This is a genomic window from Pseudoalteromonas sp. 0802 (assembly GCF_013350085.1).
In the GTDB taxonomy this organism is placed as follows: domain Bacteria; phylum Pseudomonadota; class Gammaproteobacteria; order Enterobacterales; family Alteromonadaceae; genus Pseudoalteromonas.
This window is the reverse complement of sequence record NZ_JABVXE010000007.1, coordinates 14,247-27,748: the sequence shown is the minus strand read 5'-3', so window position 1 is coordinate 27,748 and position 13,502 is coordinate 14,247. Positions and strand designations below refer to the sequence as shown.

13 protein-coding genes are annotated in these 13,502 nt (G+C 41.4%); 1 reads left to right on the top strand and 12 read right to left on the bottom strand.

Annotation, left to right across the window (positions count from 1 at the left end; translation table 11 throughout):
- Nucleotides 1–284: 284 nt before the first annotated feature.
- A complete protein-coding gene (locus HUS61_RS12765) occupies nt 285–701 on the top strand; it encodes a hypothetical protein (protein WP_130167370.1) in 417 nt (138 codons plus the stop codon).
- Between the two features lie 85 nt (nt 702–786).
- Here the strand turns inward: HUS61_RS12765 and HUS61_RS12760 are convergent, their stop codons facing one another.
- The 12 genes from HUS61_RS12760 to HUS61_RS12705 all read right to left on the bottom strand — a co-directional run bounded on the left by HUS61_RS12760 (nt 787) and on the right by HUS61_RS12705 (nt 13,471).
- Nucleotides 787–3,573: an ExeM/NucH family extracellular endonuclease gene (locus tag HUS61_RS12760; RefSeq protein ID WP_175082611.1), complete on the bottom strand. Its 2,787-nt coding sequence runs from the start codon at nt 3,571–3,573 to the stop codon at nt 787–789.
- 132 nt (nt 3,574–3,705) lie between these two features.
- On the bottom strand, nt 3,706–4,716 hold the full coding sequence (hemB, locus tag HUS61_RS12755) for a porphobilinogen synthase (protein WP_175082610.1): 1,011 nt from the start codon (nt 4,714–4,716) through the stop codon (nt 3,706–3,708).
- 13 nt (nt 4,717–4,729) lie between these two features.
- Entirely contained in the window at nt 4,730–6,586 is a 1,857-nt protein-coding gene (locus HUS61_RS12750) for a diguanylate cyclase (RefSeq protein ID WP_175082609.1), read from the bottom strand.
- A gap of 1 nt (nt 6,587) precedes the next feature.
- Complete coding sequence (locus HUS61_RS12745) at nt 6,588–7,370, bottom strand: TatD family hydrolase (RefSeq protein WP_175082608.1); 783 nt, start codon at nt 7,368–7,370, stop codon at nt 6,588–6,590.
- Nucleotides 7,370–7,909, bottom strand: a complete 540-nt coding sequence (locus tag HUS61_RS12740; RefSeq protein WP_175082607.1) for a hypothetical protein — start codon at nt 7,907–7,909, stop codon at nt 7,370–7,372. Before HUS61_RS12740 ends, HUS61_RS12745 begins: the two co-directional genes overlap by 1 nt.
- Nucleotides 7,910–8,650 carry a twin-arginine translocase subunit TatC gene (gene tatC / locus HUS61_RS12735; RefSeq protein WP_054552341.1) on the bottom strand — a complete coding sequence of 247 codons (741 nt, stop codon included), beginning with the start codon at nt 8,648–8,650 and terminating at the stop codon, nt 7,910–7,912.
- A gap of 50 nt (nt 8,651–8,700) precedes the next feature.
- Nucleotides 8,701–9,033, bottom strand: a complete 333-nt coding sequence (gene tatB, locus HUS61_RS12730; RefSeq protein WP_054562925.1) for a Sec-independent protein translocase protein TatB — start codon at nt 9,031–9,033, stop codon at nt 8,701–8,703.
- A 5-nt stretch (nt 9,034–9,038) separates the two neighbouring features.
- On the bottom strand, nt 9,039–9,278 hold the full coding sequence (tatA, locus tag HUS61_RS12725; protein ID WP_054562924.1) for a Sec-independent protein translocase subunit TatA: 240 nt from the start codon (nt 9,276–9,278) through the stop codon (nt 9,039–9,041).
- 76 nt (nt 9,279–9,354) lie between these two features.
- Complete coding sequence (gene ubiB, locus HUS61_RS12720; RefSeq protein ID WP_175082606.1) at nt 9,355–10,956, bottom strand: ubiquinone biosynthesis regulatory protein kinase UbiB; 1,602 nt, start codon at nt 10,954–10,956, stop codon at nt 9,355–9,357.
- Between the two features lie 17 nt (nt 10,957–10,973).
- Nucleotides 10,974–11,579 (bottom strand): SCP2 domain-containing protein, encoded by a 606-nt coding sequence (locus tag HUS61_RS12715; RefSeq protein ID WP_175082605.1) that lies wholly within the window; start codon nt 11,577–11,579, stop codon nt 10,974–10,976.
- A gap of 28 nt (nt 11,580–11,607) precedes the next feature.
- Nucleotides 11,608–12,363, bottom strand: coding sequence for a bifunctional demethylmenaquinone methyltransferase/2-methoxy-6-polyprenyl-1,4-benzoquinol methylase UbiE (gene ubiE, locus HUS61_RS12710; protein ID WP_055020565.1), 756 nt, complete (start codon nt 12,361–12,363; stop codon nt 11,608–11,610).
- A gap of 121 nt (nt 12,364–12,484) precedes the next feature.
- Nucleotides 12,485–13,471: a GGDEF domain-containing protein gene (locus HUS61_RS12705; RefSeq protein ID WP_175082677.1), complete on the bottom strand. Its 987-nt coding sequence runs from the start codon at nt 13,469–13,471 to the stop codon at nt 12,485–12,487.
- Nucleotides 13,472–13,502: the final 31 nt, after the last annotated feature.

Sequence of the window (13,502 nt, the reverse complement as noted above, 5' to 3'; positions counted from 1 at the left end):
AATGTACCGGTACAGGTATCGCACTTTTAAAGTATTTTCTAAATAGTGAATACGATTTAAGTGCTGCTGCTCTTAAATTGTACGATTTTAATACAAATTTCATTTTCAAGAAATATATAAGGTTATTAGTAAGTTGTAAGCTAATCACTTTGTTCTAGTAAAAAAGTGCTTTTTTGTACCTTGTGTACCTTTTTTAGTCTATGTAAAATGGCGCCCGAATGATTTTTTAATCATTTTGTATTAAACGTCTGCTTATTAAATATTACAACTATAGAAATATACTCATGAAAACGATTAAGTTAAGTCCTAATTGGACTCTACAGGGAAGCAAGATAGCACTGGCTATTCTTGTTGCATTAAGCGTTACTTTGCTAGGAGCATCAATTTTGATGCTATTGTTGCCTGTTCTGCTATTTATTACTCTATTAAATTTTTTAGAACTGCGCTTCTTACACTGTTACAAGGCGGGGATTTGTTATTCGCGAGGATTAGGTAAGCGTTACATCAACGCTGAAGATATTGTCACTGTTGAATTTAACCCAATGGCATTCATCACAGTATTTAAAATTACCTTAGCGAATGGTAAAACACACCAGTTTATGAACTGGCAGATTGATGAGCAGCAACAGATTGACATTGCTAAGCTCTATAAGTCAAAAGCAGGTTGTGCCATAAAGCCTAATCTGCAATGTAAAGCCTAATACTAGCAAGTCTCAATAATGCTAAATTAAGTGAACTGAAATAAAAAAGGCCGCGAAATGCGGCCTTATTCATATGCAGTGTCGTTTATTTTTTCATACGACGACGAAGTGCAAATGGTAAAGCAAGTAAGCTTAACCAAGCAAATGAACCAGAATCATCGTCTTTTGACTCTTCTTCTGTTTCTTCTTCAACTTCTTCAGCTACATCTTCTGCTTCATCATCAGCTTCATCGTTTGTGATGTTGATGTATAGCAGTTGTGCTTCTGATAGGTTACCAGCGCTATCTTCTGCACGGATCATCAGCGTAAGCTTGTCTTCTTCTTCGAAGTCTAGCTCTTTAGCCACTGTGATTTCACCTGCAGCACTGATTGCAATCGCATCAGCATGCTCACCTTCAATGCTAAAGCTTACTACTGGGGTGTAATCAGCATCACCATCAGAGAAAACCAGTTGGCCAATCACAGCGCCAATTTCACTATTTTCTACGATTTCGAATGATTGACTCGCTTCGATTACTGGTGCCTGCTCTGCAGGAATAGGCTCTGCAGATTGAATATCAACAATTACTGGGTCGTGATCAGATGCGCGGTATGCATTGTCAGCGTATAGGCTAGCTTGTTGTGTCGATGACTTATACTCAAGGTTGTAGTCTAGGCTAATTGGCTCATCGGCATTGATATGCCAATCCGTAGCAGCAACAACTTTAGCAAGCATAGATTCAGAGACTAGTGCGTGGTCAAGGCTACCAATGCGGCCAGAGAAGCTATAAGAGTAACCTAATGTGTCGCCGTCTAGTTCAGCAACCGCACTCTTCAGACCTTTATCTGCAAATGCACGGATAGGATCTTCCATCGCATAAGAGTTCATATCACCGACTAGGATGATATCTTCATCTTCAACTTCAGTTGGGTAAGTTGCTAACCAATCAGCATATGCATTTGCACCCGCAACACGGATTTCATTCCAACATGCTTGACCATCGCCTAAGTCAGCATTATTACCTTCAGCGCTACCACAGCCGCCTTTAGATTTTAGGTGGGCAACGGCAACAGTGAAGATTTCTTCGCTTTCAAGAGATTGGAAGCTTTGTGCAATTGGCGGGCGATTACTGTAATCGAAAGGTTCTACTGTAGTATGAGCAGCCTTACCAACTTCAGATACTTTATTTGAGCGATAAATCAGTGCTGTAGTGATTGCATCAGTACCAATTTGGTCAACACCGAAATCAACAAATGCGTAGGTATTTTCTGCATCTTCATCATTAAGTGCAGATACTAGGCTAGCAATAGCGCTATTTTCACCGAAACCGTCATTCTCGATTTCCATTAAGCCAATAACATCAGCGTTAATAGCTGTAATTGCGCTAACTAATTTAGCTTCTTGGCGAATCAGCTCTTCTTCGCTATCAGCACCACGGCTAGTAGGGAAGCCTGCGCCTTGGCCATCACCATTGAAATAGTTTAATACGTTGAAGCTTGCAACACGTAGGTCTGCATCTTCGTTAAGCTCTGGTGCATCTGTACGAGGGTTAGTCGCAGTGAACTCAGGTTGTACTGTAGGGTGAATTCGGTAACGGTCGAAGCTGTAACCCATTACACCAGTAATTGTATTAACAGTATCGCCTAAACGTAACGTGTTATAGGCATCAAGGCCGGTACCTGGGTAGGCAATAGGATCAAGGTTTTGCTTTGTTGAACCATCGTCGATTAAGATTTGTTTTTTCAGGTTTTCAGCTTCAACAGCATTTGCAGCATCACCTGGTAGCGCAATTTGAGTCCCTTGGTATAAACGCTCAGTACCTAAGTCAACTTCACCATAGCGACCAAGACCGTAGTTGTTATTAACGACTAAAGGTTGATCTATGGTTACTAACATGCCTTCATAAGCTTCAAGGTTTGCTACGTCAGTAACTGGTAAAGAAATAGCGGTTGCGTCAGTAGATAAACCTGTCGCACAGATCTCAACTTGGCTAACATCGCCTAGTTGTGTTGCGCTGTAGTATTCAGCCACGCTACCTTTAACACGCACATGGTCACCAACAGCAACGTCGGTATCTGCGAAATAAACGAATACACCTTCAGAAGTAAGTGGGTTTTCATCAATATCAGCAGCAAGTGAGCTAATGAAGAAACCTTTTAGTTGGTCATCACCTTGGAAGTCAGCTGTAACAACACCTTCAACTTCTACTTCAGTGTCTATAAGCGGGCTGTCGCCGCCTTCACCTTGAATTGCGCTGATTAAGGTTTTTTCTGCACCACACTCAAGAGGAGTAACTGGCTCTGGTTCAGGCGTTGGCTCTGTGCTCTCACCATATTGACCTATATTGCTGAAATCGTCTTGGTCGAATTGCTCCCACTCATCGCTTGGGTTAAACGCTGAGGTTGCATCAGTACGGCCTGAAGTGATTGTAGCTTTACGGCGAAGTGTTTTATTTTGTGTTGAAACGCCACCTTCATCCCATGCTGAACCTGGATCTACGCCCAGTTGACCAAAGCTATCAACAATTGCACCGTCTTTAGTTAGCACTAATGCGTCATCACCGTTGAAATAAGTGATTGTTGATTCAGTGTCCGCGTTGGCTTTTAACTCATCTGCAGAGCTTGCATTAACAATAACGTAAGTTGCGTTTGCTGCAAGAGTACCGGTTAAAGCTAAGCTGTTATTAGGGTCTGCTAGATCGCCGTTACCATTTGAGTATAAAGAGATGGTGTAACCGTCAAGCGATAGCTCAGCACCAGAAGTGTTGTAAAGCTCTACCGCTTTATTGTTAGAGCTTCCTTCAACGTATTCAGAGATGATTAGGTTGGCAGAAGCAGGTGCGCTCAGGCTTGCAATTACAAGCGCGAGCGGCGTTAATTTTGTATTTATCATTATTTTTCCCGTGTATGTATTATAAAAGTCCCAATATGGGACACAGTACTTTAAGAAAAATCTATGACAAATTAAATACAAAATGTTAATAAAATAGGAATAATTACCAATTTTTAGAACATTTACTTTAGATTAGTTATTTTTTAACCAAATAGCTGCTTGTTTTGCAAAATAAGTCAGGATGCCATCGGCGCCAGCACGTTTAAATGCTAATAAAGATTCCATGATTATTGCTTCTTCTGCAAGCCAGCCGTTATCAATGGCTGCTTTATGCATGGCATATTCACCACTTACTTGGTAAGCAAAAGTGGGTACACCAAACTCATCTTTTACGCGGCGTACTACATCTAAATAAGGCATACCTGGTTTTACCATCACCATGTCTGCACCTTCTTGCAGATCGAGGGCTACTTCACGAATTGCTTCATCAGAGTTGGCAGGGTCCATTTGATAGGTCTTTTTGTCGGCACCTTTTAAGTTGCCTGCAGAACCTACCGCATCACGGAATGGGCCATAATAGCTAGAGGCGTATTTAGCAGAGTAAGCCATTATACGCGTGTGGATATGGCCTTCGGCTTCGAGTGCTTCACGAATTGCACCAATACGTCCATCCATCATGTCTGATGGTGCAACTACATCCGCACCTGCTTCGGCATGCGATAGCGCTTGTTTAACTAAGATTTCAGTTGTTACATCGTTAATCACATAACCGTCTTCATCGATAATGCCGTCTTGACCATGAGCGGTGAATGGGTCAAGTGCAACATCGGTGATCACACCTAGTGTAGGAAAAGCTTCTTTAAGCGCGCGGACAGTGCGTTGTGCTAATGCATCTGGGTTATAGGCTTCTTCAGCAAGTAGAGATTTTTTATCGCTCGGTGTTACTGGGAAAATCGCCACTGCTGGCACACCTAATTCAACGAGTTCTTTTGCTTCTTCAAGTAGTAAATCGATAGAAAGACGCTCAATGCCTGGCATAGACTCAATGGCTTCGCGGCGGTTTTTACCTTCTAACACAAATACAGGAAAAATAAGGTCATTAACGGTTAGTTGGTTTTCAGCCATTAGGCGACGAGAGAAGTCATCACGACGCATGCGGCGCATACGTGTATAAGGGAAAAGGTCGAGTCCTGATTGGGCCATGCTTTGTATACTCCTAGTCTGGTAGAGGATAACTCACTACGCGATTTCGACCCGTTTGCTTGGCATGATATAAGGCTTTGTCGGCATAGTCAGTGAATAAACTTGGGTTATTAATGTCTTCAGCAATTGCGCTGTAAACACCTGCACTCAAAGTAAATTTAATCGTTGTTCCGGCAACTATTATATCAGTATTTTCTGCGGCTTTGCGTATTTGTTCGGCAATTTCTAATGCACCTGTCAGTGGCGTATTAGGCAACAGCACGACAAATTCTTCGCCGCCATAGCGCGCCACTTCATCAAGAGGTCGTTTCAGGTGCTGTTTAATGACATCGGCAGCTGATTGAATGGTTTGATCACCGGTTAAATGACCGTAGGTGTCATTAATTACTTTGAAATGGTCAATATCTAACATGATGATGGCTAAAGGTGTTTGTTCACGTCGCGAGCGACGAATATCCATCAGGAGTTTTTTATCGAAGTAACGGCGGTTCTTGGTTTTTGTCAGCGCGTCTTCCATATTGAGTTGTTCAAGCTCTCGGTTTTTCTCTTCAAGCTCGCGTAATGTCACTTGTAACTCAAAGGTACGCTCCTCGATATTCGCTTCAAGGTCTTGGCGAGCTTGTTCTTGCAGTTCAAGGCGCTCGCGCATTAAAGTATCTTTAGCTTTGCTCTCAGCTAAGGCATTTTGTTGTGCTGCAACTTCAGCATCGCGCTGCATCAAAAACAGTTTTATAACTGCATAGCTTAAACTTAAGCTACAAACCAAAAAGCAAATAAAGGTAAGTGACAGCACTCCGATATTTAAATTAAACGGGTTAAATACCCCAAGTGCGCTGTAAATAATGGCGCAGAAGAAAGCGAATAGGGCGATTAGAAAAGCGCTACAAGGCTGTTTATACTCACGGTTAAACTGCTTTAGAGCAATACTTGCAAAGATGATTAGCACCACAGGTAAACTTAATAAGCAAAGTGTAATAGCAATATGAATAGGTAAGAACCACATTGTTACAGTAGTAAGTACGACCGCCCACGCTAGCCAATACTGAAAACGATTTAAGCGAGATTTGGTAAAGCCGAATATATAGCCTTGCAAGGGCACAAATAACGCACCACAAATGAAAAATAGGCTCGGTATGGCGAGTTGTTGAAACGATGAACCGCTCGGTTGTAAGTAACGATAACCATAGCCATAAAGGTAGGCTAGCGACAACCAAAGTAAGGTAAGTAATAACCCAGTGTAGGCGAAATAGCGGCGTCTAGAAAAGCCATAAAGTACTAAATTAGTGAGTGCCAGCGATAAAATAAAACCGACTAATAAACCGTACAATAAATTGAACTTACTTTTATGTTTTAGGTATTCAGAGGGGCTCCAAAGGCTTAGAGGTACTCTTAGGCCACCGTTGTTTTTAATTTTTAGGTAGATTTCGGAATGACTGGCTTTTGGAATAGTTAATGAGGCTAGCAGCGATTCATTTTTAATTTGCCGATTGGCTAAAGGAACGGCATCACCTATTTTGGTGTTAAATAACACATGCCCACCTTGCAGATGAAAGACGCTCACTTCATCGAGTAAAGGGTTATCTATCGATAATATCAGCGGTACATCATCTAATGAGGTGTTTTTTATCGATAGCTTTAGCCACAGAGGCTTTAAAGTCATGCCTAGATTTAAGGTTTCACCTCGGTTTTTCAGCCATTTTACATTAGCATCGCTAAACGCTTGTTGTTGAGTAATAGGATCAAGGGTGTACTCAACATTTAGCGTATGTTGAGACTTAAATTGTGAGCTAACAATAAGTGGGTTAGCCAATAAATAAGGAGTAAATAAAAAAACGAAGAGTACGCCACAAAGTGACCATAGGCGCTTCATCTTAACCCTTTATGGAAAATAATTGCTGAAAGTTTAGTGTAGTTTGTTTTGCCACTTCAGTAAATTCACAGCCTTTTAAATCAGCAATTTGCTGACACACATAAGGAAGGTTCTGAGGTTCATTGCGACGAGACTTCGGTCTTGGTCTAATATTTCTTGGCATTAAAAAAGGCGCATCAGTCTCGATTAACAAGCGATCTAAAGGGATTGATGGCACTAAGGCTTGTAGTTGCTCACCACGGCGTTCATCGCAGACCCAACCCGTAACACCGATATAAAGCCCCATTGCTAGGTAACTTTGTAGCGCTTTTTCATCCCCTGTAAAACAGTGCAATACGCCTCGTACTTTGAAGTCACTTAAAATTGCGAGCATATCTTCACTAGCATCTCGCTCATGCAAGTACACTGGCATATTCAGCTGCTCAGCTAGCTGCAGTTGGCGTCTAAAAACGCTGCGCTGAACGTCCCGAGGAGAAAAGTCACGATTGTAATCGAGGCCACATTCACCAATAGCAACTACTTCATGGTTTTGGCTAAGCGTTGTTAAGTGTTCTTCAAGGTGTTCGTCGGCGGTTTTTGCATCATGAGGGTGAATTCCTGCAGTGCAAAATTGCTTAAATTGTTTGGCGAGGTTAAGAGAGGCTTGGCTAGTTTGCAGATCGCAGCCAATAAGAAGCAGCTGCGTTACATTTGCCTCAGCGGCACGTTGTAACACAGCTTCATGAATATCATCAAATTGATGATTGCTTAAGTTGACGCCAGCATCAACCAGCGAAATGCTCATTAGTTAGTGCGCTTTACACGAATCGAACGGTTTTGGCCTTCAACTTTTAAAAGGAAAGAATTGAAAACGCCACGTTCAATAACCACAACATCTTGTTTTTTTAGACGTAAGCTATCAGAGCCAACTTGACGCCATTGTTGACCATTATCAAGTTCGATGATGAGTTCACCGTAAGGGGCTTTTTTCACGCTTTTTACACTAGCGCTAATTTGGTCATCGTTTACTTTAGCAACTTCTTTATGCTCTAAACCAAAGTCTTCATTTTTTGTTCTTACGATTTGTTCATTTGTTGCTCCTGCTGCGGCAACAGGTGCTGGGGAAGCAGCTACAGCTGAGCTTGCAACAGGTTGTTCAATTTGTTTTTTTGTCGCAGGCTTTGATAGTGATTTACCTGCCATCACGTTGTCGTAACAAAGTAAGCGGTTAAAATCATTTTCAACAAAAGTACAGGCTTGCAATGCTTGTAAGTTAACTTCGTTTGCTTGTGCAGTGCCAGTAATCGTTAACAGTGCAACTAATGGAATGAGTTGTTTTTTCATTTATTCCTCTGATTCCTGTTGAGGTTTGGCGGTATAAAATGCAGCCAAAATTAAACCTAATTCAAATAATAACAGCATGGGTAATGCTAGTAATGTTTGTGACAGTACATCAGGAGGTGTTAAGAACATGGCAACCACAAATACACCTACCACGATATAAGGTCGTTTTTCTTTTAAACTTTTTGTTGTTGTTGCGCCACTCCAGCATAACAGCATGATGGCAACTGGTATTTCAAAGGCAATACCAAAAGCAAAAAATAGTTTTAAAGCAAAACTTAAGTAGCTACTAATATCAGGCGCTAATGTCATCATATCAGGGCCAGTGTTAGTGAAAAACCCTAAAATAATAGGTAACACCACAAAGTAGCAAAATGCGATACCACTATAAAATAGCAAAATGCTAGAGGCCAAAATTGGCATTAGCATACGCTTTTCATGTTGATACAAGCCAGGTGCTATAAAGCTCCAAACTTGGTGCAGTATCATAGGAATAGCAGCAAATAACGCCACAAATAAGGTGAGTTTAAACGGTGCAAAAAAAGGTGCCGTTACATCCGTTGCGATCATGGTGGCAGTGCTAGGCAAGTTTGCAATAAGTGGTGCTGCAACAAAGCTATATATATCGTTGGCAAAGTACACCAAGGCGATAAATATTAGCAAAATGCTTAACAAAGCTTTCATGAGTCGATTTCGTAACTCAATTAAGTGGCCAACAAAGCCTGTGTGAGCTTGCTCGGTCATAGTTTACTATTCATCATCATTGTTATTGACCACAAAAGCAGAGATTAAATTCACTTTTTTTCGTCATTATTGTTACTTTCTGCTTTTTCAGGCGTGTCTTTTTTGTAACTGTGGGTGACTGACTGAGCAGCCTTTTGAAGTTCGTTTACAGAGTCTTGCAGATCTGGAGATAGTTCTTGCAAGTTTTGTTGCTCTGCTTTTTTTAAGTTTTCGTGAAGCTCATGGATACGGAGTTCTTCGTTCACTTCTGCTTTCACTGAGTTGGCGACTGACTTTAAGGTTTTTACCCAGCGGCTAACCGTGCGAATTGCCACAGGCAAGCGCTCTGGGCCTAATACAATTAGACCCACGATCAGTACGACAACAAGTTCCCACATCCCCATGTTGATTAAGCCTTATGGTCGTCTTTGCTTTTCTCTACGGTTTCTTTGTTTTGCGTGTTAGAAGCTTGTTCTATTTGCTCGCTTTTAGCGCTAGCTTGGTCATCATCAGATACGGCTTTTTTAAAGCCTTTTACTGCGCTACCTAAATCACCGCCGATGCCACGAAGTTTTTTTGTGCCAAATAACAATACGATGATTGCCAAAATAATGATTAATTGCCAAATACTGATACCACCAAAACCCATGGGTTACTCCGTTTTTTCAAATTTATCGAATAGACTTGTCTCGATTATACTCACCAAAACATAAATAGCACTTAGTTTATGCGCTACGCCATGCTGCAATAAAGCCTGCTAAAGCAAAGCCTGCGGTAATTGCACTGGCAACTAAGTCATGCTGCAAATAACATAAGCCTGAAACAATCAAGCAGCTGCCAGCAAAGATGCTGAGTAACAAAGGTTTAGCAGATTGCGGCGCTGGCAATTGTACAGGTTGTTGTTGACGCTTTAAGTTTTGATAAATTAAATCAGGTAATTCAGGCATTTTTTCTGCCCAAAATGGCAAGTTCGCATACATTTTTTTCATTACTGCAAGCGGACCAACTTGTTCTTTGACCCAATCTTCTAGAAAAGGTTTAGCGGTTTTCCATAAATCAAGCTGCGGATACAGTTGTCTGCCAAGGCCTTCAACATACAACAGCGTCTTTTGCAGTAACACTAATTGCGGTTGAACTTGCATATTAAAGCGACGAGCCGTATTAAACAGGTTGACTAACACATGGCCAAACGAGATTTCGGCCAGTGGTTTATTGAAAATTGGCTCACACACAGTACGAATGGCAAATTCAAACTCTTCAATGCTGGTATCGGCGGGTACCCAGCCAGAATCAACGTGTAGCTGCGCTACTTGGCGGTAATCACGATTGAAAAAGGCAATAAAGTTTTCTGCTAAATAGCGCTTATCTTCACGATTAAGGGTGCCTACAATACCGCAATCAATACCAATATATTTTGGGTTATGAGGGTTTTCGCGAGAAACGAAAATATTACCTGGGTGCATATCAGCGTGGAAGAAACTATCACGAAATACTTGTGTGAAAAACACTTCGACACCACGCTCAGCTAGTAGCTGCATATTGGTATTTTGTGCCAGCAATGCTTCGGTATCAGATACTGGAATACCGTAAATGCGCTCCATTACTAATACGTTACTGCGGCTGTAGTCACTGTAAACAAAAGGAATGTAGAGTGAATCTGAGTCTTCAAAGTTACGGCGTAGCTGAATCGCATTCGCCCCTTCACGCATTAAGTCGAGCTCATCGAGCAAGGTTTTTTTGTACTCGTTTACTACCTCAATAGGGCGTAAACGCTTGGCTTCTTTTAATAACTTAGCCACTAAGCGTGCGACTTTTTGCATTAGCATTAAGTCGGCATCAATTTGCTCTTTAATGTTAGGGCGAATGACCTTAATCACTACATCTTGTGGTGCGCCATGCTCATCAATTAAGGTTGCCGTGTGAACTTGTGCAATCGAGGCTGATGCTAAAGGTGTTTGCGAAAAATCACTAAACAATTCACTAATATCATTAATACCCAGCGCCTTTTCAATAAGCTGCTGGGCAAGTTCACCTTCAAAAGGTTCAACCTGATCTTGTAGTAGTGCAAGCTCTAATGCGACATCATGAGGGAGTAAATCACGGCGTGTTGAAAGCATTTGGCCAAACTTGATCCATACAGGGCCAAGCTCTTGCAGAGCAAGTCGTAAGCGCATACCTGCAGGTTTATCTTTATGTTGGTTACGTAACCAAAATAAGCTGCCACGGGCGAGTTTGGCAAACCAAGGCACTCGTTTACGTGGAATTAATTCGTCTAAGCCATAGCTCAGTAGGGTTTTAGTGATGTAATAAAGACGAGCAGACGACACACAAGTTCCTTAGCGCATTAGCGAGACTGTAACAGCGCGTTAATTCGCATCTCTAATTGAGATACTTGGCTTTTTAATTGGCGGTTTTGCTGTTTAAATTCAGCAAGCTCAAGAGGGTGTATAGTCACTGCTAACTCATCTTGGCAAAGCGTTGTTAAGGTGTTTTCTAACTTGCTTTTCGTTTGTGAGCCACGACGTTTTAAAGCTTGAATAGAGAGCCACAACTGTTGCGCTGGGGCATCGCCAATGTACCGAGAAAAATGTTCTGGCCAATCAATATCAAGCTCAGCAAACGCATTGCTAAAACCTTGTGCAAGATTTAAGTCGCCTTGTAAGTCGAGCTTATCTTGGCGAATGAGTTGCGTGAGCATTGATGGATCTTTAAGCGCCAACAAGGTGTCGATATCGGCGCTGATCATGCAATCAAAACAACGCTCTTGCGTACTGTATAAGTGAATTTGCTCGTCGCTGTAAACACACAAAATTGACTGTTGCCAATCACGTATCTCAATCAACAGCTGTTTATCAGCAATTGCTGCAAGCTTGCCCTGTAACTGGGGGTCTAACTGCAGCAGTTGATTAATGATTCGTTCGACTAGTGATAACAGAGCGTTTGCTAACATCGCGTTACCTACTTAATTTACAGAATTTTTAGTATTTAAAACCACGGTGAAGGGCAACAATACCGCCAGTAAGGTTTTGATAACTGGTTTGTTCAAAACCAGCATCTTCCATCATGCCTTTTAATGTTTCTTGATCTGGATGCATACGGATTGATTCAGCAAGATATTGATAAGACTCGCCATCATTCGCAACCAGCTCACCCATCTTAGGTAAGATATTAAATGAGTAGAAATCGTAGGCTTTACTTAATATTTCTTGTTCTGGTTTTGAGAACTCAAGCACGAGTAAACGGCCACCTGGCTTAAGAATACGATACATTGAACGCAGAGCTTTATCTTTATCGGTCACGTTACGAAGACCAAAGGCAATCGTAATTAAGTCAAAGCTGTTATCAGGAAATGGTAATGCTTCTGCATTCATTTGAACATATTCGATATTGCCAACACGACCAAGGTTACGCAGTTTCTCACGGCCAACTTTCAGCATTGAAGAGTTAATATCGCCTAAGATAACCTGACCGGTCTCACCTACTAGCTGACTAAATTTAGCGGTTAAATCACCTGTACCGCCGGCAAGATCTAATACATAGTGACCTTTGCGAACACCTGAACTTGCAATAGTTTGGCGTTTCCATAAACGATGAATACCGAACGACATAAGATCATTCATTACGTCATACTTTGCAGCGACTGAGTGGAATACATCTGCAACCATTGATGCTTTGTCGTTTTCAGCAACGGTTTTATAGCCAAAATGCGTGGTCTTTTCTTGATTCTCGTTCATGATTAATCTCTATCGTGGCAATAAAGACTAGTGTACTTGATTGTAGCTGTGGGGTGCAATTTGATTATAACTAAATCATCAGATTAGCGTGGCTTTTCATGACTTAGCGCAGTTTTAAACTTTATTGGCCGGCAATAAAACTACTTTGTCCAAGTGACTTGGCTTTAGCGGCTGCTAAAGAGGCTTTACGGGCTAAACTGTTAAAGTCGCCATCGCCTTCATGTTTAGCGATCCCTAAAGCAAGAGTGATAGCAGGAAGTTTGGTGCCACTTTTTGAGCTGACAAAGCGCAGCTTTTCTACGCCATTTCGTACTTTTTCGGCAATTAAGTTTGCAGTTTCAGGCTCTATATCAGCAAGTAAGATGGTAAATTCATCTTTACTTGTGCGCCCAGGTAAACCGCTTTCTTGTACGTACTTTTGCACTTGCTTGGCGACTTTACTCAAAATGACTTCACCAATGACATCGCCATAGTTTTCAATAAAATGATTTAAGTTCTCAATGTGAATAGAGATAGCACAAACCGCTTTATTTTGGCCGACCCAGAGTTGGGTTTGTTGATTCAAGTAGTGGCGCTTGTATAAGCCAGTTTGTTGGTCGGTAATGTGTTGTTTGCGTAATTGAGTGAGTTGTTTTTGAGTTTTTTCTTGCAGTGATTTGGCTTTTGCTATTTCTTGCTTAAATTGACGATGCTGGTTGAGCAGTACTTCTGATTGTTTACTGAGCATTTTTAATGCGTGACGCGTTTGCTCAATATTGTTTTCATCGATTGAATGCACACAGTCACTAACTTGATCAGCAAAGCGGACAATATTTTGTTCGTTATTGCTAGCATTACGTGAAAGGGTGTTAATTACTGAGTCAACGTTGCGAACAATGGCGGTTTTCATTTTATGGCCTTGCTCTATAAAATCGAAATAAAGCTGTTCTACATAGACACAATCGATGGTTTTTCTTTGTGCGATGGCACGGTCAATAGCGGCGTTAAGTTTTGGGTTAGACTGGCTGACGTAGGTGTAAACAACTTGGTAGTTAAGTGGTGACGGCGGTAATGCATGATGTTCTAAAAAGATACATACCTTTGTCATTTTTTCTTGAGCAATAGCCATGGGATCATGGAACATCATTTTTCAATACCAC